We start from the raw sequence: 18322 nt of genomic DNA on the forward strand, positions 1-18322 counted from the left end.
ACGGCTTTCTTCCGGTGTTCGGTCTTGCGGATGATGAGCAGGCGGGCATTGGCGCTTCTCCCGTTAAGCCTCATGTGCCGAGCAATGTCCCAGACCGGGGTCCTGACCGCTTCTACTCGAGAGATCTATAAGCACGCGGCGTGCCAATTCGAACGCCCCGGATTTCTCTTGGGTTTCTGCGGGTTTTCTGGAGGCGATGCGCTGTCGGAAGGTATGCAGATTTATTGCGTGATCAAAAAATAAGCAGCTGCCCAAAGTGCTTGCATGTTGCCCAATACCGGCTTGTCTGCACAGGCGGATCGGCTTAAGGGAGGAAAGCCTATCCAAGGAGAAAAAACGCATGACCATCACTGCCGAACGTGACCTCGAACTGCTCCGCCACACGATCGAACTGGCGCAGACCTCCCGGGCGCGCGGCGACCATCCGTTCGGCGCCTTGCTGGCCGACGAGGACGGCAACATCCTGCTGGAAGCGATGAACACCTGCGGCACGAAGGGCGACCGGACCGGTCATGCGGAACGCAACCTGATGACCGAGGCGTCGATGAAATACGATGCCGATTTTCTGGCGAAATGCACCATGTACACGAGCGCCGAACCCTGCGCGATGTGCACCGGATCCGTCTATTGGGCAGGGGTCGGCCGGATCGTCCACGGCATGAGCGAGAAGGCGCTGAAGGACCTGATCGGCCCGGATCCGGAAAACCTGACCATGGACCTGCCGTGCAAAGACGTGATCGCCGCCGGCCAGCGCAAGGTCGAGGTCGTCGGACCGCTGCTGGAAGAAGAATCCGCAACGGTGCACGAGGGTTTCTGGGTGTCGTCCTGACCGGGTAGCGGCTCAGATCACGGCGCAGACCGTTTTCGTCTCGAGGTAGTTTTCCAGTCCCTGGGCCCCGTTCTCGTAGCCCCAGCCGGATTCTCCGTGCCCGCCCTTCGGCAGTTCCGGCGAAAAATACGAATGGCAGTTGATCCAGACCGTGCCCGCGCGGATGCCGGCGGCAAGCCGGTGTGCGGCTGACAGATCCTGCGTCCAGACACTAGCGGCCAGCCCGTAGTCCGTGTCGTTGGCGTGGGCGAGGGCCTCTTCCGGCTCGTCGAACGTCGTGACCGCAATCACCGGACCGAAGATTTCCTCGCGCATCAGGCGCATGTCCGGGCGCACGCCGGCGACCACGGTGGGGGAGAAGAAGGCGCTGTCCGCGCCGAGGCGCGTGCCACCGGCGGCAATGTCGGCACCATCGGCCTTGCCCTCGTCGACATAGGCTGCAACCCGCGCCGCCTGGCCTGCGCTCACGAGCGGGCCGAGATCGGTGTCACTGTCGAGACCGTGACCGAGGCGCAGCCGGCTTGCCTCGCGCGCCAGCCCCTCGACAAAGGCGTCATGGAGACTGGAATGGACATAGGCGCGCGATCCGGCGACGCAGACCTGGCCGGAATTGGCGAAGATGCCACGGGCCACGCCGGGGAGGGCGAGATCGAGATCCGCATCCGGCATGACGATCGCCGGTGACTTGCCGCCGAGTTCCAGCGTCAGTTTCTTCAGATTTCCCTGGGCCGCTGCGACGATCATCCGGCCGACCTCGGTGGAGCCGGTGAAGGCGACCTTGTCGACGTCGCGGTGCGCCGTCAGATGCGCCCCGACCACCGCGCCGAAGCCGGTGACGATGTTGACGACGCCGGCCGGCAGACCCGCTTCGATCAGGAGTTCCCCGAGGCGAAGCGCGGTCAGCGATGTTTCCTCCGCCGGCTTCAGCACGACGGTGCAGCCGGCGCACAGCGCGGGTGCCAGTTTCATGGCCGCCATCAGCAGCGGAGAATTCCACGGCGTGATTGCAGCAACGACGCCGACCGGCTCCCGCGCGGTATAGGCGAAGATCTTCTTTCCCGGCGGGTGATAGCCGATCGAGGTCGGGATGGTCTGGCCAAGGATCTTGTTGGCAAAGCCCGCGTAATAGCGGAACTGTTCGGCCGCGGCGGGGATTTCCGCCATGCGCGATGTCGCCCAGGACTTGCCCTGGTCGAGGGTTTCAAGCTCCGCCAGTTCGTCCGCATGGGCCTCGATCAGGTCGGCGATTGTCCACAAAAGCCGGCCGCGCTGCGACGGCTTCATGTCACGCCAGGCCGGGTCTGACAGGGCCGCGCGAGCCGCTGCGACGGCGCTGCCCGCATCCGCAGTGGTGCCTTCGGCGATCTGTGCAAGCAGGGCTCCGGACGCCGGGTCGTGGGTGGCAAAGGTACCGCCGCCGGCCGCATCGTGCCATTCATTGGCGATCAGCAGCTTCTTCGGGGCATCGGTCAGAAACGCCTGCGCGCCCGGTGTCTTCGGGCGGTGGGGAGGGATGTGGAAGGTCATTGCGTCTCCGAGGCCCTTTCGGCCACGCGCGCGGCGGCCAGCATTGCCCCGCGCAGGATCGAGTGATAGCCGGTGCAGCGGCAGATGTTGCCTTCAAGGGCGGTCAGGACGTCCTCGCGCGTGGCCTGCGGGTTTTCGGAAAGAAGTCCGACAAGCGAGATGACGAACCCCGGTGCGCAATAGCCGCACTGGAAGGCGGATTCTTCCGCCAGCGCCTCACGTACGATCTCCGTGACCGGCAAAGCGTCGAGCCCGGCGCCGGTGACGATCTCGGCATCCTCCGCCTGCCAGGCCATGACCAGGCAGGAATTGGCCGGCCGGCCGTTCATCAGCACCATGCAGGCGCCGCAGCGTCCGGCCTCGCAGCCGATCTTGGTTTCGGTCTTGAATAGCGTGTCGCGCAACACGCGCGTCAGCGACGTCTCCGCCGTTACGGTCGTCTCCACATCCTCACCGTTCAGGCGGAAGCGCAGCGGAATGACGTCGGTTGCCAGGATGGTGCTCATTCGGCTGCCTCGCAGAAATCGAGAATGTCCTCCGGGCGGAACGGCGTCACCGCCGGCCAGCGCCCGATGGCGTCGGCCACCGCGTTTGCGATCGCAGGCGTCACTGAGCTGATGCCGATCTCGCCGGCACCACGCGGCCCGAAGGGATCGCCCGGATCGAGATCTTCCAGCGCGAAGGTCGCCATCCGCTCCGGCGCATCGCGGACGGTCGGCATGAAGTAGTTGTCGTAATTGGTGGTCAGGAAGCGGCCGTCCTTGATCAGGACGTCCTCCGTCAAGGTGAAGCCCAGCCCCTGGACCATACCGCCTTCCATCTGGCCGAGATAGGCGGCCAGATCGATCACCGGACCCGCGGCTGTGTGCAGCTCCAGGTCGAGCACCCGGACCTCGCCGGTGGCACGGTCGACCGCGACCCGGGCAAGCGTCGCGCCATAAGCGAAGATGAAACGCGCGTTGCCCTTGGTATAATCCGACTTCGGAAAGGCGAATTCGGCTTCTTCGACGATGCTTTCACCGGGCTTGAGCCCATCGGCGAGGGCGGCGAAGGTTATCAGCGGCACCTGGCTGTTGGTCGCCGCATCGGCGATGCCGCCTGGAATGACCTTCAGGTCCGCCGCGTCTCGTCCGAGCAGGTCGGCGGCCTTGGCGAGCAGCTTTGCACTGAACGGCGGAGCGGTGAGCTCGGTCCCCTTCCAGACCACATAGCCGCCGCGCGATGCGGTGGTCGATCCGGAATCCGGCGTCGCGGCGGTGTCGCCGATGACAGCGCAGATATCTTCCCGCGCGCAGCCGAGCTTGTCTGCGACCGCGGCATGGATGGAAGGGATCAGCCCCTGGCCCATCTCGTCGAGGCCGAAATGCGCTTCGATCCTGCCGTCACGCCCAAGCACCAGCCGGCCGATGGCCTCGTCATGTGGGATCGTGCCAAGCCCGTTGCCCTGATAGTTGAGCGCCATGCCGGCGCCGATGATCTCGTCAGAGCGAATTTGGGAACGGGCTTGCGGTGTCTCCTGCCACAACGGGCTTGAAGCCGCGGCGTCCAGCATCTCCGTCAGCCGCTCGGTCGGCGCGACCTTCTGGCCGAGGAAGCCGGGCATGCCCGGTTCGCGCAGATTGCGCCGCCGGATCTCGATCGGATCGAGCCCGCAAAACGCCGCAAGTCGGTCCATCTGGCACTCGATGGCATAGGTCATCTGGTTGGCGCCGAACCCGCGAAACGCACCGCAAGTGCCGTTGTTGGTGTAGGCGAGGCGGCCGAGCGTCTTCACGTTGGGCGAAATATAGGGGCCGCAGGCGTGTTCATGGGCCGTTTCCAGAACGCCGGGGCTGAGCGAAGCATAGGCGCCGCTGTCGGCAAGGATATCGACCTCTTGCGCCAGCAGCATGCCGTCGGCGTCACAGGCGGTGCGCATGCGGATCTTCATGGGGTTGCGCTTGGTGCCGGCCAGAACGGATTCCGCGCGGGTCCACTGCATGCGCACAGGCGCGTTGGCTTTCAGTGCCAGCAGGGCGAGCGCCGGCTGAACCGTCAGCTCGTCCTTGCCGCCGAAGCCGCCGCCGGTCGGGCTGGTGACGACGCGGATCTTGTCTTCGGGCATCGCGAGAATACGCGCGAGCTGCTGCCGGTCGCGCACGCCGTACTGGCCGCCGGCAAAGACCGCCAGCCCGCCGTCCGGCGCGGGCTCGGCATAACCGCCTTCGGTTTCCATGAAACCATGCATCTGGCGCGGCATGACATAGACCTCTTCGACCACATGGGCTGCCGAGGCGAAGCCTGCATCGATGTCGCCGCGATCCAGTTCGATCGTGCTCGCAAGGTTGCCGTTCTCATGAACCCGTTCGGCGTCCCAGTCGAGGGCGGCAAGCGGGTCGCTGACGACCGGCAGTACCTCGTAGTCGACCTTGATCAGGGCCAGCGCCTTGAGTGCGGTTTCCCGATCGACGGCCGCGACACCGGCGACCGGATCGCCCGCATAACGCACCTTGTCGGAACAAAGCGCCGGCTGGTCCGGGAAGACGATGCCGAACGAATTCTCGCCCTTGATGTCGCGATGGGTGACCACCGCCTTCACGCCGGCCAAGGCTTCTGCCGCGCTGGTGTCGATCGACAGGATGCGGGCATGGGGCTCGTCGAGGCGCAGCACAGCGCCGACCAGCATGTCGTCCCTGCGCGCGTCGGTCAGATAGGGAAGTTCTGCCGCGATCTTCGCAGGCAGGTCGGAGCGGATATGCCAGCGATTGCCGCCCTCGGCGCGCGAGAGATGGAACTCGTCAATCGGCGGTGCCGGCTTGGGCCGCAGCGTGCGGCCGCCTCGGATCTCGCCAGGCAGGTTTCCGGACAGGACACCGACCAGCGCATTCGCCCCGGCACGCTTGCGGTAGCGGGCGCTGCGGAACGTGTCGTCCGGCGCGGCAATCTCAGCCTCGATAGCCACGCGGACTGCGGACCAGTCGACGGCGTCATAGCGCTGCCCGGTCAGGCGCTGTTCGGCTTCGGCAAGACGGGCAGCCGGCACGGGGCCGCCACCAACGGCAAGGCGCGCGGCTTCAACGATGCCGTCCTTAAGCGACAGGGAACCGGCAACGGCGATCACGCTCGGGGTAAAGGCCGCGCGCAGGCCGATCTTGCGGAACCCGGTCCGGGTTTCCGCATTCTGGCAGGGAATGACAACGCCCGTGAGGAGAGCGGGAGCGGAAGGGGGTACCAGCCAGTCGGCCAGCGGAACAGTCTGTGTGCCGTCTTCGGTCAGTACTTCCAGTTCGGCGCCAAGCACAAGAAGCGCGGGCAGCAGACAGCCGATGCGCCAGCCGATATTGCCGCCGAGCGTCGCACGATGGCGGATTGTGGTGGCGCCGACCCGGCGGGCGGCTTCGGCCAGAAGCGGACAACCCTCTGCAACTTCCGGTGAGGCGATGATCTCTGAGAGTGTCACATTCGCGCCGATGGTCACGGCACTGTCCGTCGCAACAATTCCGGACAGGCCATCCAGCCCGGAGATATCGATCAGCGCCGTCGGGCGCGGTTTGCCGAGCGACCATTCCGCCTGAAATGCCGAGGAACCGGCCGACAGCCGCGCTTGCGGACCGGCTTCCGCCAGCATCGTAACGGCTTGCGACGGCGTTTCTGGTTTGAAAATCCGCATGGTTGCGTCCTTATCCGGCTTCGGCGGTGGTGCCGTAACGCAGGCCCTTTTCCTTCAGCCAGCGGCGATAGGCGACGGAGGAGGAATCCGCCCGTGTCGGGATCTCGGCGCGCGGCTCCAGCGGCATCAGCAGCGGGCGTTGGTTTTCCACGATGATCCGGTCCTGCAGGAAGATCACCTGTTCGAACCGGCGCAGCTGGGTGATCGATGCCTCGTCATCGAGCAGGTACATCACCGGGGTCGCGCGGCAGAGATCTTCTTCCATCGGCTGGATGAACAGTGCGATCGCGTCCCGCCGGCCCGGCTTGGTCGGGCAGGCCCGGTAGAGCATGACAACGAAGGGCGAGGGGACCCGGTAGGTGAGTTGGGTGAATTCACCCTCAGGCCGCGTGGCCGTCATCTGAGGCTGGAAGAAACTGCAGTTGGTCGCCCAGACTTCGTCCACGTCCCGGCGGATTTCGGACTTGTACTGCGGCACTTCCGTGTGCGGTTCGGAGCCAAGAATGTCGGTGTGGACGAAGGGGAAATGCGCCATGTCGAGGAAGTTTTCCACGACACGCAGACCTGAAGCGCGCATCTTCACCCAACCACAGGGAACGTAGTGCCGGTCGGACTCATAGGCTTCCGGGATCTCGACAATACTGCGCTCCGGCGTGCCGAGCGTGGTCCAAAGGCAGCCGTATTTCTCCTTCACCGGCAGGGCGGGGCCTCGGCCGCCGTCGTCGAGGATCTCGCGCACGCAGAAGCCGTCGCCCTGCTTGGAAATTTCGATGCCCTGGCCGAGCAGACGGGTGGTGATCGGAGCGTCCGCAATCTCGGCAACCGTTTCCACGGCGTACCACTGGTCCAGGGCAACCTTGTCTGTCGTCTTGGTCATCCGTTGCTCTCCGTGTTCCATTGCACCGACTCGTTTTCGGCGAGCCATTTCGCCCGGCGTTCGAACAGCGGCGGCGCGACGGCGTGGATCTCGTCGATGATCGCGGCGAGATCGCCGGTCTTCAGTTCGCCGTTTTCGACCACGATCCGGCCGTCGATCATGGTCATGTCGACATCCGAACCGCGTACCGCATGAACGAGATTGTGTTGCAGGTTGAACCAGGGGCCGGAGCCGAACAGGGGCGTCATGCGCGGCGTGTCGGCGCGAACCGCGATGATGTCCGCGCGTTTGCCTGGCTCGATCGAGCCGATCTCGTGATCGAGGCCGACCGCCTTCGCGCCGCCGACGGTTGCCATGCGCAACACGTCCCAGCTGTCCATGGCGGCGGCATCGCGGTCCTTCAGCTTGCCGAGCAGCGAGGCGACCTTCATCTCCTCGAACATGTCGAAATTGTTGTTTTCCTTCTCGCCGTCGGTGCCGATGCCGACGGGCACACCCGCGGCCAGCATGTCGGCGATAGGCGCAATACCGCTGGCGAGCTTCATGTTGGACACCGGGTTATGGGCCACCGAAACCGTGCGCTTCGAAATCAGCTCGACTTCCGAGGGATCCAGCCAAACCGCATGGGCGATCATGGAACGCGGCGTCTCAAAGAAGCCGAGGTCCTCGAGCACAGCCATCGGCCGTTTGCCGTAGCGCTTTTCGAATTCCGCGACCTCGATTTCCGCCTCGCTGCAATGGGTGTGAAAACCGGTGTCGTGTTTCTTCGCCATGTCGATGGCGCGCTGCTGGCCGGCCTCGTTGGCGTAGAACAGATGTTCCAGCCCGACCCAGACATTGATCCGGCCGTCCGCTTTGCGGTGCCAGTCTTCGATCAGCCGCTCGTTCATGTCGAGGGTATCGAAGTAATCGTAGTCGGGATGCTCGCCCACATAGGGCACGGCGACGAGGCGGTTGCCGATGGTCTCGGCGGCCTCGGCGCTGCCGTCCATGTAGCGCCACATGTCGACGATGGTCGTCGTGCCGCCGAGCACGGATTCCGCATAGCACAGCATCGAGGCGGCTTTGGCTTCATGCGGCTGCAGCATCCGGTGCATCGGGTTGATATGCAGCGTCAGCCAGTCCCAGACCGGCAGGTGTTCGGCCGTGCCGCGCAGGAAACCGGAATGGGCATGGGTGTTGACGAGACCCGGCATCAGTACCGTGTCCGGCAGATGCTTGACCGGCGTGCCGGGATAGCGCTCGGTCAGACCTTCGAGTGTATCCACTGCCAGGATGGCGCCGCCGGCGATGGCCACCGCGCCGTCGACGAGGACGTCATTGCCGGCGTTCATGGTCAGGAGGTGGCCGCCGGCCAGAATGAGATCGGGAGCGCTCATGCGTCCTCCTTCAGGAAATCAGCCGCACGCTCGCCGATCATGGTCACGGGCGCATGGGTGTTGCAGGTCGGAATGACGGGGATCACCGAGGCATCGGCAATGCGCAGACCGTCGATACCGCGAACCTTCAGGCGCGGATCGGTCACGGCCATCTCATCGGTGCCCATCTTGCAGGTGCCGCAGGTGTGGAAGAAGGTCGAGCAGCCGTCGCGGATAAAGTCGACCACGTCCTTGTCGCTCAGCGGCCGATCCGGAGCGGCGGTACCGGCAATCAGGTCGCGATAGGCAGGGGTGCTCGCAAGGTCCATGATCGTGTGGTAGGCGGAGACCAGTGCCTCGAGATCGGACGGCTCTGCGAGATAGTTCGGCTGCAGGTCCAGCGGTCCGCGCGGGTCTACCGAAAGCATCCGCATGTAGCCGACGCTTTTGGAATGCATCAGTCCGAAGCCGAGGGAAAAGACCTCGCCCGACAGGTCGTAGCGGGTGCGTAGCGGTGGTTCGGCACTGTTGCCCTGAACCGGGAAGGAATGCACATCCGCCTGGGCAAGACCGGGGCGGGACTTCCAGTTGAGCATGGTGCCGCCGCCATTGTCGGTTTTTGGACCGAGCGGTTTGGCGGCGCGGAAGACACAGGCCTGGATCAGCGGATGGTCCTGCAGGTTGGCGCCAACGCCGGGCAGATCCGCGACAACGGGAATGCCGAGGTTCGCCAGATCGGTCGCGTTGCCGATGCCCGAGAGCATCATCAGCCGCGGCGTGTCGATGGCGCCGGCGGCAAGCACGACCTCGCTGGTGACGCGGGTCTCGATGGTCCGGCCGTCGATCACATGACGCACCCCGACGCAGCGCCCGTTCTCGATGATGAGCCCCGTTGTCAGCGAACCGGTCACGATGGTCAGACGCGGATTGTCCAGGATCGGGAACAGATATCCGGTTGCGGAACTCCAGCGCCGGCCTTCGAAGACGTTGAAGTTGGACGGCGTCGCGCCCTCGTTGGTCGCACCGTTCGGGTCGTCGATCACCGGGATGCCGAGTTCACCCGCACCGTCCATCATCGCCTGCGCGATCGGGTGCAGGTTTTTGCTGGTGGTGATCTTCAGCGGTCCGCCGGCGCCGCGGAATTCGGTCTCTCCGCCTTCCCAGTCCTCGCAGCGCTTGAAATAAGGCAGCACGTCCTGAAACGTCCAACCGGTCGCGCCGGCCGCATCCCAGGCGTCGTAATCCAGTGGATTGCCCCGGTACCACATGAGCGCGTTGATCGCACTCGACCCGCCGAGCGCCTTGCCGCGCGGGATGCCGATGACACGGTCCTTGGCGTGCGGGGCAGGGGCGTAGTCATATCCCCAGTCGAAGCGGCTGCGGCCGAGCGGAACCCATTCGGCCGGATCGTCGATCTCCCGGATGCCGATACCGGCTTGGCCGGCCTCGATCAACAGGACGGTTGCTGGCGTTTCGTCGATCAGGCGGCGGACGACCGGGCAGCCGCCGGAACCGGCGCCGACGACGATGTAGTCATAGGCCTTTTCAAGCGGCTTGTTCGGAATGCTGACGGTGGCTGGCATGTCGGTCAATTGTGCTCGCTCGGTCCCATGATGACGATGTTCTCGGTCTTCTCCACATGGCGCACGAAGATGTACTTGTCTTCGCGTCCGTCGGAATGCTTGCGCTTGATGTCCGGCTGCACGGTGCCGGCGACCTTGGCGACGACCACGTAAGGCTCTTCGGCGGCAAGGCCGGCCTCGCAATGGGCTTCGAACTCCTCAAGGGTGCGCGCAGTGAAGGCCTTGTCGACGCCGGCGCCCCGGGCAATCGCGGCGATGTCGACGCGGCCGGAAGCGGTGTGGGTCGGCGGGCCGCCAATCGACTGGTAGCACTCGTTGTCCCAGACCACGACGAACAGGTTCTTCGGCTGTTCGTTGCCCAGCGTCGCCAGAATGCCGAGGTTGAACATCATGCCGCCGTCGGTATCCAGTGAGACAATCCGGCGATGGGGCAGGCCGGTGGCGAGCCCGAAGGCCTGCGGGGTGACGCAGCCGAGCTGCTGCTGGAACAGGCTTGCCTCGCGCATATGCGGCGCGGCGTTGTACCATTCGTCGACGCTGGCGCCGAGAGACAGGATTACCAGTTCGTCCTTCAGGCGTTTTGCCAGAACGGTCATGCAATCGTAGCGCTTCATCGAACGATACTCCCGCCGAGGGCCACCGCAGAATGGTAGTAGGCATTGTAGGACCAGTCGTAGGCATCGACGATCGACTGCTCGATCGCCTCTTCCTCGCGCACGACCCGGTAGGGGATTCGCAAGGCGTTGAGCACCGGTTCCATGGTGATGCCGTGGGGGATTGCCCACCAGTTGTTCTCGCCCAGTTCGCCGCGATAGCTCATCAGCATGATGACCGGGATGCCGGCACCGAGCCCCATGCGGGCGAGCGGTTCGACGGAGGCGCGCAGGCCGGAGTTCTCCATCACCAGTGCCGCACGTTTGCCCGACAGGAACACGCCGCCGCAGATCGCAGCCCCTTCGCCTTCATTGGTGACCTGGATGGTGCGGATGTCCGGGTCCGCGTCCAGGGCTGGATAAAGCTCCTTGAACAGCGAATCCGGGAGATAGCACACGGTGCTGACCCCGGCGCGCTTCAGCCCTTTGATGACCGCATCAACCGCGCTCTGCTTCATGCGTCTAAGTCTCCGTTCCTGCCGTCATTCGGCGTCCTGCGGCATGGTCGCAAGCGGGACTTGTTTCGAATAGGTGGAGAATTTTGATTGCTGTGTTGTTCCTCATGCAACATCTTTATCAGGCCGCCCTCAGGTCTTCAGCTGTTCGAAACATTGGGAGAGATTTGTCGCGAATGCGGAGGCCGCATCGGAGATTTCAGACTTGGCCCGCGACATCAGCATCAATCGGCGCGGCTGCAGTTTCGGGTCGCGCAGCGGGATAAAACAAAGATCCCCGGTGGCGATTTCCCGTTCCACGCCAACCTGGGTCTGCATGATGGCGCCGAGCCCGCGCCGGGCGAGGTCGATCATCAGTCCGATGGAGTTGGTACGGGTGCGGCGGGAGAACTCGACCACGCTGCCGGAAAACATCTCCTCCACGGGCATGGACAGCGAGAGACTTGTGTCCGACAGGATCAGGCGCTCGCCCGAAATGTCGAACGTCCGCAGTTCGTCCCGTTCGGCAAGAGGATTGTCAGGCGGAACGACCAGGCCGAGGGGCAGGGGGATCGACGTCAGCCGGCGCGCGTTGCGCGGTACGCGGACGTCGAAGGCAATGCCGAGGTCACAGCTACCGTCGCTGACCGCGTTGGCTGCCTCCTGGGAACTGGTGACCTTGACGTCGACGGTGATCTCCGGGTGGCGCTTCCAGAATGCCTCGAGTGCCTCCGGCAGAAGACCGCGGGCGACGCTTTCGATCGTTGCGACGGTCACTGTGCCCCGGCGCAGGCCGCTCAGGTCGTTGATCTCGGTGACCGCCTTGTTCAGGTCCACGTAGCTTTCGCGCACATGATAAAGCAGCAGCTCTCCGGCACTGGTCAGCCGCAGGCGCTGGCGCACCCGCTCGAACAGCGGCGTTCCCAGTTCGTCTTCTAGCTGCTTGATCACCCGGCTGATAGAGGAGGGGGCGATGTTGAGCACCTTCGATGCCTGCCGGATCGACCCGAGCCGGGCGACAAGCTGAAAGTAATGCGTTCGCGTCGCGATCAGGCCGAGCCGGTAGGGATCCATCAGAGCGCTCCCGATGGCCGGTTTTTAGTCAACTGAGCGGGGATGCACCGGGTGCTCATGTCCGCCTCAATGGTACTCGGGAATGCCCGGCATGGTGATGAACCCGTCCAGTTTCCGGACCGCTCGCGCCCAGCGGCGCAGGGCCGGGAAGGCGTCATGGTCGATGTTGAAGTCCCGGCTGAGGGCGAAGGACGGGAACAACGCGATATCGGCAATGGTCGCGGTCGCACCTGCGAAAAACTCCAGCCCGTCGAAATGCTGGTGGGTCATGTGGTCGTCCATGATCCGCAGCGCCTCGCGGGCGGCGTCACGCAGAGCATCGATGTCGCCGGGCGCATCCATCATGGCCGTAGCGCGGGCATCGACGGCGGCATCGAGTTCACGGGCGGAAAAGGTCAGCCACATCATGACCTTGCCGAAGGTGTCGGGATCGTCCGGCAGGAAGCGGCGGTCCGGATCGTAGGCGCGGGCGAGCCAGGAGAGGATCGCTTCCGCCTCGTAGAGCACGAGGTCGTCCTGCTTGAGGATCGGCAGGGAGCCGGAGGGGCTCATCGCACGGATTGCTGGCGAGAGATGCTCGCGGCCGGGCACCACGTCGACGGCCACCAGCTTTGCCTCCGTGCCCACGCAGGACATCATCAGGCGAACCTTGTAGCAGTTCTCGTCGAGGTCGTAATTGTAGAGGGTCGGCGTGCTCATGCTGCAATCTCCGTGGTTGCGCTTGCCTTGGCCACGGCTTCCGCGTCCCGGCGCAGTTGCTCCGCCCAGAGCGAAAGCGGCTTCAGTTTCGATGCATCCAGTTCGCCCAGGGCGACCAGATGGAGCGCGCTCTCGCCGTCTGCGATGGCTTGAACACCTGCGATCAGTTTGATGTCGCCGAGCGTGATGTCTACGATCCGGTCCGTCTTTGCGGCCACGTCCGGTGTGGTCTCCCCGAACGTCGTCTTCGCGATCTGCGCGACCATCAGCGGCGCGGGGCAATCGGCAAAGATGCTCCGCAGGGGCGTGATCTCGGACGGAAGATCGGGGGCGGGCGGCGTGGCGCTGTCTTCACCATTGAAGCAGCCCCAGATCATGCCGCCGGCCTCGATGGTCGCAAAGCGCGGTATCTTGATCGTCTGGGGGACTTCCAGGTCCGGGTGCGCGGGAATGTACTGGCATTGCCCGGCCGTATCATATTGCCAGCCGTGGTAGAGGCAGGCGATGTGATCGCCGCGCACGAAGCCGAAGCTCATCTTCATGCCTCGGTGGGGGCAACGGTCGTCCCAGGCATGCACGGCGCCCTTGCTGTCGCGCCAGACCACGAATTCCTCGCCTAAGACCCGGGTGCCGGCCGATGTTCCCGCCGCGATGTCGCGGGAAAGGGCAAGCGGATACCAGTCCTGCAAGCTCATTGTCCTGTCCTCTCGTTTCTGGATTCAAAAAGGGCGGCGGGCGCGGGCGAGCGCTCGACGTCGAGCACGATGCAATCATGGGGCCCAAGGCTGCAGGCCATGTCGAACGCGTCGACAAGGTCCACCTGTCCATCGACCGCAACCGCAACGGAACTGTCGTCGCTGGCAAGCACGGCCAGCGGAAGGTCGAGCTTTGCGGCGCGATGGCGCGCGAAGGCGACGAAGCTGTCGGGAACGATCCTTCCACTGAATGTGAAGATGACCCGCTCGCGTTTCACGCCCTTGCTCCCTTCCGCCATTTGGCCCTCGGTGCCGCCTGTTTTGAAGGCGGTTGCCTAAAAAACAATCAGCGCCTTATTGATGTGCAAATTTTCCGTTCAGGCGTTGATAGAGCCGTTCTTTCGAGGGTGTCAAGTGTTGCGTCTGCGGCATCATGGTCGTCGGAAAATTTGCACTATTCAGAACAAGTCCTTTTTGGAACGGTTTCCTGAGATTGCTGGATATGAACCGGTTAAAGGCAGAAAACAGGCCGGTTTTTGCGGGGTGTCCGGAACGGCTGCAGGCTTTGCGAACGCCGTCGGCGAACCCCGAAAAGACTTGGTTTGAGGTGCCGCAGCATCGCCGCAGGCGGGCGAGGGGCAACCGATTTGCTGCCGTCCGTCAATTGGCACGGATCGTGCTGTGTTCGTCCCCGGCGATCATTCGGCCAGAGTTTCGACTGGGGGCCGATAGCTTTCCAATTCGCAGCCCCTAACGGGCCATTTGAGAATAAAGGGACATGAGCATGAACAGCATTCGCAATCTTTCACGGCGCGGCTTTTTGAATATGACCGCCGTGGCCGGTTCTTCGTTGCTTCTGCCAAAGGGAATGCTGACATCAGCCCTTGCGGCGGAACCTCTTCCGGCGGTTGCCGAAGAAGATGCCGTCATCGGCTTCGGCCATGTCGGCCCGATCACGGATGAAGGCTGGACCTGGACGCACCACCAGGGCCTTCTTGCCGTCAAGAAAGCCTACCCGAAGCTTGCCAAGATCCTCGAAGTCGAGAACGTGCCTTACTCCGCCGACGCGACGCGCACCTATCGCCAGTTCGTGTCCGAAGGCGCCAACATGATCTTCGACACGTCGTCGACGGGCGACTTCCTGCACCAGGTCGTCAAGCGCGCTCCGGAAGTGGCCTTCATGGAATGTAACGGCCACGCCCTCATGGATAACCTGGGCTGGTACTACCTGGCGCACTGGTATCCGACCTATGTCATCGGCGTTGCCGCCGGCCACCTGTCCAAGACCGGCAAGCTCGGCTACGTGGCGTCCTTCCCGGTCGCATCCGTTTATGCCTCGACCAACGCCTTCCTGATGGGCGCACGCACGGTCAATCCGGATGCCACCCTGCAGACCATCGTCATCAACTCCTGGTTCGACCCGCAGGCCGCCACCCAGGCCGGCACCGCGCTGGTCGACAACGGCTGTGACTTCCTGTTCGGCATCATGGACGAGGCCGGCTACCTGCAGGTTGCCGAAAAGCGCGGCGTCTGGGCGGCCATGTGGAACACCGACATCCGCCGTTACGGCCCGAACGCCTATGTCTCCTCCGTCGTCTGCGACTGGAACGACTTCTACGTCGACCAGGTCGGCAAGCGTCTGGCAGGCACCTGGACATCCAGCGAAAACATCCTGCCCATGGGCGGTGGCATCGACCGTGACGCCTGGGGTCAGAACGTTCCGGAAGAAGTCGGCAAGGCCGCCGACGAAGTCCGTACCAAGATCATGGGCGGATGGTCGCCGTTCGTGGGTGAGCTGAAGGACAAGGACGGCAAGGTCCGCGTCGAGGAAGGTCAGAAGATGACCGAGATGGAACTCTACAACTGGGATTGGTCCGTCGAGGGCGTTCAAGGCCTCGAGAGCTGACCGGTTTCCCCAACCACTTTCCGGGCGGCACCTGGTGCCGCCCGGATGTTCCCGCCTTGACACGTTCCCCAAGTCCAAAGCGCTGATGACCGACGCCGAACACAGTTTCACTCCCCCGCCAGGAACCGCACCGATCGTCCGGCTGCAGGGCATTGCCAAGTATTTTCCCGGCGTCATCGCCAACGAGAATGTCGACCTTGAGGTCATGCCGGGCGAGATTCATGCCCTGCTCGGCGAGAACGGCGCCGGCAAGTCGACCCTGATGAACATCCTGACCGGCATCTACCAGGCGGATGCGGGGGAAATCCTCATCGACGGCTACCGCCGCGAATTCGCGACCCCCTTGCAGGCGATCGCGGCCGGCATCGGCATGGTCCATCAGCATTTCAAGCTGGTGCAGGCTTTCACGGTCGCGGAAAACATTCACCTCGGCTGGGACGAGACGCCGAAGCGGGCGTCGAAATCCGTGCTGGAAAGCCGCACGGCCGAACTTGCAAAACGTTTCAATCTGGAAATCCGCCCCGGCGCCACGGTCAGCGACTTGTCGACCGGCGAGCAGCAGCGCGTCGAAATCCTGCGCGTGCTTGCCCGAAAAGCACGCCTGTTGATCCTTGACGAGCCGACGGCAGTGCTGACGCCGGCCGAGGCGCGGGAACTCTTCAGGGCGCTGCGCGACTTTGTGGCCGACGGCAACGCGGTGATCTTCATCAGCCACAAGCTCGATGAGGTCATGGAAATCTCCGATCGCATCTCGATCCTGCGCGGCGGGCGCAAGATCGCCACGAAACAGACCTCCGAGTGCAACGCCCATATGCTGGCGAACCTGATGGTTGGCCGCGAGATCGTGCTTGACGACATGCGCGCCCGCGCGCCGGGCGCGGCTCCGGTATCCAAGGAACCGGTGCTGGTTCTGAACAAGGTCAGCGTCACTGATGAGGCCGGCGGCAAGGCGCTCGACGACATCAACCTGCAACTGCGGGCTGGCGAAATTCTCGGCATTGCCGGCGTGGCCGGTAACGGCCAGCGCGAACTCAGCCAGGTCCTGACCGGCGTCCGCTCTGCTTCTTCCGGCGAGGTCATCGTCGACGGTCAGTCGATGAAGGGTGCGAATGCGGCCGCCTTCGCCGCCTTCGGCATCGGCCATATTCCCGAAGACCGGTTGCATAGCGGTCTGGCTCCCGCGCTCAGCATCACCGCCAATGCGGTCATGCGCGAATACGGCAGGGCGCCCGTATCTCCCCACGGCATCTACAATCCGCGCGGCGCGCTGACGCTGGCCAAGGAAATCGCCGAGGCTGCCGATGTGGCGATCCCCGATTTCGGCATGCCGGTACGCAACCTGTCCGGCGGCAACCAGCAGCGTCTGGTGGCGCGCCGGGAAATGCGCATCGCCGACAAGGTCCTTGTTGCTGCCTATCCGAGCCGCGGGCTCGATGTGGGCGCCATCAACACCATGCTGCGCTACATCGTCGAACTGCGCGACGCAGGTGCAGGCATCGTGCTGATCTCCGAGGAACTGGAGGAGCTGCTCAATCTTTCCGACCGCATCGCGGTCCTTTATGAAGGCCGGATCATGGGCACTGTGGAGAACGACAATCTCGACATCGAGGAAATCGGGCTCCTGATGGGTGGGCGCACCAAGGCGAAGGAGGTCGCGTGATGTTCGGATCTCTTCGTCTTCAACGCATGCCGTCCGCCCATCCGGGCATCGCTTTGGCAGCACGCGTGGCGGCCCTGGTCATCGCCCTTGTCGTCGCCGGGATCGGCGTTGCGGTTGCCGGCATGAACCCGTTCGAACTGGGCGGCCGTGTGCTGTCCTCATCCTTCGGTTCAACCTTCGGTCTGGAGGATCTGGGCGTGCTGGTCATTCCGCTGATCCTGACCGGCTTGGCAGTCGCCGTCGGCCAGCAGGTCGGCGCCTGGAACATCGGGGCGGAAGGCCAGTTCTATGCCGGCGCCTTCGCCGCCACCGCTGTCGGCCTGTTCGTGCCGGGGCCGGAACCGCTGATCCTGATCCTGATGTTCGTCGCGGGCCTCGTCGGCGGAGCCGTCTGGATCCTGGTTCCGACGCTTGCGCGCGCCTATGCCAACGTCAACGAACTGATCACCACGCTGCTTCTGAACTTCGTCGCCACGCTGCTGGTCTATTATGTCGCCACCGGCCCGTGGCGCGACCGCAGCGGCATGGCGAATTCGGCGACACCGCCGCTGTCGGCGGAAGTCCCGTCCTTCTGGGGCATCGTCCATTGGGGCTTTCCGATCGCGATCGGGCTGGCCATTCTGGTTGCCGCCGTGCTGGCCTTTTCCAAATGGGGCTACGAGGTGCGTCTCGTGGGCTCCAACCCGTCGGCGGCCAAATATGTCGGCATTCCGGTGCGCAAGCACCTGATCACCGTCATGCTGCTCTCCGGCGCCATCGCCGGGCTCGCCGGCATGCTGGAAATCGCCGGAACCGTGCACCGGCTCCAGGGCGGCATTTCCAACAATTTCGGCTATCTCGGCATCATGGTCGCCGTGCTGGCGCGCGGATCGCCCATCGGGGTGATCTTCTCCGGTGCGCTGATGGCGCTGATCCTGAATTCCGGGATCATCCTGCAGACGCAGGGGTTGACCACCTCGATCGTGCTGGCCATTACCGGCTTCATTCTGTTCCTGACGGCCATCGGCGACGAGCTGTCCTACTACCGCGTGATCCGCGAGAAAGCGTGAAGGTGTCTATCCGATGGATCTTCTGACGGGTCTTCTGACGACTGCATTCCTGGCCGGCGGCGTGCTGGCGCTCGCCGCCCTCGGCGAGGTGCTGGCCGAACGGGTCGGTGTGGTCAATCTCGGCGTGGAAGGACTGATGGCCATGGGCGCGATCACCGGCATCGCCACGGTGACGGCGGTGCCGTCGCCCATGCTCGGTTTCCTGGCGGCGCTTGCCGTCGGTGCGCTGTTCGGCGCGGTCTTTGCCTTCGCCACCGTGATCGTGCGCGCCAACCAGGTCCTGTGCGGTCTGGCGCTGACGCTGATCGGCTCCGGGCTCGCCTCGAGCA

General features: G+C 64.1%; 16 protein-coding genes and 1 pseudogene. 5 read left to right on the forward strand and 12 right to left on the reverse strand.

All coding sequences use genetic code 11. The annotated features are described in order from the left end of the window. Positions 1-340 precede the first annotated feature (340 nt). A complete protein-coding gene (locus ABIN98_RS14175) occupies positions 341-829 on the forward strand; it encodes a nucleoside deaminase (protein WP_346910924.1) in 489 nt (162 codons plus the stop codon). Positions 830-841: 12 nt separating this feature from the next. On the opposite strand, the gene ABIN98_RS14180 is transcribed toward ABIN98_RS14175, so the two are convergent. The 12 genes from ABIN98_RS14180 to ABIN98_RS14235 form a co-directional block, all read right to left on the reverse strand. Beyond that, a complete protein-coding gene (locus tag ABIN98_RS14180; RefSeq protein ID WP_346910926.1) occupies positions 842-2356 on the reverse strand; it encodes an aldehyde dehydrogenase family protein in 1515 nt (504 codons plus the stop codon). Further along, entirely contained in the window at positions 2353-2862 is a 510-nt protein-coding gene (locus tag ABIN98_RS14185) for a (2Fe-2S)-binding protein (protein ID WP_346910928.1), read from the reverse strand. The genes ABIN98_RS14180 and ABIN98_RS14185 overlap by 4 nt, the downstream gene beginning before the upstream one ends. Next, on the reverse strand, positions 2859-6005 hold the full coding sequence (locus ABIN98_RS14190) for a molybdopterin cofactor-binding domain-containing protein (protein ID WP_346910930.1): 3147 nt from the start codon (positions 6003-6005) through the stop codon (positions 2859-2861). Before ABIN98_RS14190 ends, ABIN98_RS14185 begins: the two co-directional genes overlap by 4 nt. 10 nt (positions 6006-6015) lie before the next feature. Then, positions 6016-6882, reverse strand: coding sequence for an aromatic ring-hydroxylating dioxygenase subunit alpha (locus ABIN98_RS14195; protein ID WP_346910932.1), 867 nt, complete (start codon positions 6880-6882; stop codon positions 6016-6018). Continuing rightward, positions 6879-8261: an amidohydrolase gene (locus ABIN98_RS14200; protein ID WP_346910934.1), complete on the reverse strand. Its 1383-nt coding sequence runs from the start codon at positions 8259-8261 to the stop codon at positions 6879-6881. The genes ABIN98_RS14195 and ABIN98_RS14200 overlap by 4 nt, the downstream gene beginning before the upstream one ends. Next, positions 8258-9823, reverse strand: coding sequence for a GMC family oxidoreductase N-terminal domain-containing protein (locus ABIN98_RS14205; protein ID WP_346910955.1), 1566 nt, complete (start codon positions 9821-9823; stop codon positions 8258-8260). The genes ABIN98_RS14200 and ABIN98_RS14205 overlap by 4 nt, the downstream gene beginning before the upstream one ends. A gap of 5 nt (positions 9824-9828) precedes the next feature. Further along, on the reverse strand, positions 9829-10437 hold the full coding sequence (locus ABIN98_RS14210) for a thiamine pyrophosphate-dependent enzyme (RefSeq protein ID WP_346910936.1): 609 nt from the start codon (positions 10435-10437) through the stop codon (positions 9829-9831). After that, a complete protein-coding gene (locus ABIN98_RS14215) occupies positions 10434-10934 on the reverse strand; it encodes a thiamine pyrophosphate-binding protein (RefSeq protein WP_346910938.1) in 501 nt (166 codons plus the stop codon). Before ABIN98_RS14215 ends, ABIN98_RS14210 begins: the two co-directional genes overlap by 4 nt. 129 nt (positions 10935-11063) lie before the next feature. Further along, positions 11064-11984 (reverse strand): LysR family transcriptional regulator, encoded by a 921-nt coding sequence (locus ABIN98_RS14220; RefSeq protein WP_346910940.1) that lies wholly within the window; start codon positions 11982-11984, stop codon positions 11064-11066. Positions 11985-12050: 66 nt separating this feature from the next. Next, on the reverse strand, positions 12051-12683 hold the full coding sequence (locus tag ABIN98_RS14225; RefSeq protein WP_346910942.1) for a glutathione S-transferase family protein: 633 nt from the start codon (positions 12681-12683) through the stop codon (positions 12051-12053). After that, positions 12680-13378, reverse strand: coding sequence for a Rieske (2Fe-2S) protein (locus tag ABIN98_RS14230; RefSeq protein WP_346910944.1), 699 nt, complete (start codon positions 13376-13378; stop codon positions 12680-12682). Before ABIN98_RS14230 ends, ABIN98_RS14225 begins: the two co-directional genes overlap by 4 nt. Further along, positions 13375-13677, reverse strand: a complete 303-nt coding sequence (locus ABIN98_RS14235) for a hypothetical protein (RefSeq protein WP_346910946.1) — start codon at positions 13675-13677, stop codon at positions 13375-13377. Before ABIN98_RS14235 ends, ABIN98_RS14230 begins: the two co-directional genes overlap by 4 nt. Positions 13678-14162: 485 nt before the next feature. Here ABIN98_RS14235 and ABIN98_RS14240 point away from each other — a divergent pair, with 485 nt between their 5' ends. From ABIN98_RS14240 to ABIN98_RS14255, 4 genes and pseudogenes are all read left to right on the forward strand, one after another. Then, positions 14163-15284 carry a BMP family ABC transporter substrate-binding protein gene (locus tag ABIN98_RS14240; protein WP_346910947.1) on the forward strand — a complete coding sequence of 374 codons (1122 nt, stop codon included), beginning with the start codon at positions 14163-14165 and terminating at the stop codon, positions 15282-15284. A gap of 85 nt (positions 15285-15369) precedes the next feature. Continuing rightward, entirely contained in the window at positions 15370-16944 is a 1575-nt protein-coding gene (locus ABIN98_RS14245) for an ABC transporter ATP-binding protein (protein ID WP_346910949.1), read from the forward strand. Continuing rightward, on the forward strand, positions 16944-17993 hold the full coding sequence (locus ABIN98_RS14250; protein ID WP_346910951.1) for an ABC transporter permease: 1050 nt from the start codon (positions 16944-16946) through the stop codon (positions 17991-17993). Before ABIN98_RS14245 ends, ABIN98_RS14250 begins: the two co-directional genes overlap by 1 nt. A gap of 13 nt (positions 17994-18006) precedes the next feature. Then, positions 18007-18322, forward strand: a pseudogene (locus ABIN98_RS14255) (ABC transporter permease); the annotation flags it as partial.

Source organism: uncultured Roseibium sp., assembly GCF_963675095.2.
Classification (GTDB): domain Bacteria; phylum Pseudomonadota; class Alphaproteobacteria; order Rhizobiales; family Stappiaceae; genus Roseibium.

Bases quoted from the DNA above. Each gene is read 5' to 3' on its own strand.
- ABIN98_RS14185 (WP_346910928.1), bottom strand. From the start codon at position 2,862: ATGAGCACCATCCTGGCAACCGACGTCATTCCGCTGCGCTTCCGCCTG.
- ABIN98_RS14175 (WP_346910924.1), top strand. From the start codon at position 341: ATGACCATCACTGCCGAACGTGACCTCGAACTGCTCCGCCACACGATC.
- ABIN98_RS14240 (WP_346910947.1), top strand. From the start codon at position 14,163: ATGAACAGCATTCGCAATCTTTCACGGCGCGGCTTTTTGAATATGACC.
- ABIN98_RS14190 (WP_346910930.1), bottom strand. From the start codon at position 6,005: ATGCGGATTTTCAAACCAGAAACGCCGTCGCAAGCCGTTACGATGCTG.
- ABIN98_RS14235 (WP_346910946.1), bottom strand. From the start codon at position 13,677: ATGGCGGAAGGGAGCAAGGGCGTGAAACGCGAGCGGGTCATCTTCACA.
- ABIN98_RS14210 (WP_346910936.1), bottom strand. From the start codon at position 10,437: ATGAAGCGCTACGATTGCATGACCGTTCTGGCAAAACGCCTGAAGGAC.
- ABIN98_RS14225 (WP_346910942.1), bottom strand. From the start codon at position 12,683: ATGAGCACGCCGACCCTCTACAATTACGACCTCGACGAGAACTGCTAC.
- ABIN98_RS14200 (WP_346910934.1), bottom strand. From the start codon at position 8,261: ATGAGCGCTCCCGATCTCATTCTGGCCGGCGGCCACCTCCTGACCATG.
- ABIN98_RS14180 (WP_346910926.1), bottom strand. From the start codon at position 2,356: ATGACCTTCCACATCCCTCCCCACCGCCCGAAGACACCGGGCGCGCAG.
- ABIN98_RS14250 (WP_346910951.1), top strand. From the start codon at position 16,944: ATGTTCGGATCTCTTCGTCTTCAACGCATGCCGTCCGCCCATCCGGGC.
- ABIN98_RS14215 (WP_346910938.1), bottom strand. From the start codon at position 10,934: ATGAAGCAGAGCGCGGTTGATGCGGTCATCAAAGGGCTGAAGCGCGCC.
- ABIN98_RS14220 (WP_346910940.1), bottom strand. From the start codon at position 11,984: ATGGATCCCTACCGGCTCGGCCTGATCGCGACGCGAACGCATTACTTT.
- ABIN98_RS14195 (WP_346910932.1), bottom strand. From the start codon at position 6,882: ATGACCAAGACGACAGACAAGGTTGCCCTGGACCAGTGGTACGCCGTG.
- ABIN98_RS14230 (WP_346910944.1), bottom strand. From the start codon at position 13,378: ATGAGCTTGCAGGACTGGTATCCGCTTGCCCTTTCCCGCGACATCGCG.
- ABIN98_RS14245 (WP_346910949.1), top strand. From the start codon at position 15,370: ATGACCGACGCCGAACACAGTTTCACTCCCCCGCCAGGAACCGCACCG.
- ABIN98_RS14205 (WP_346910955.1), bottom strand. From the start codon at position 9,823: ATGCCAGCCACCGTCAGCATTCCGAACAAGCCGCTTGAAAAGGCCTAT.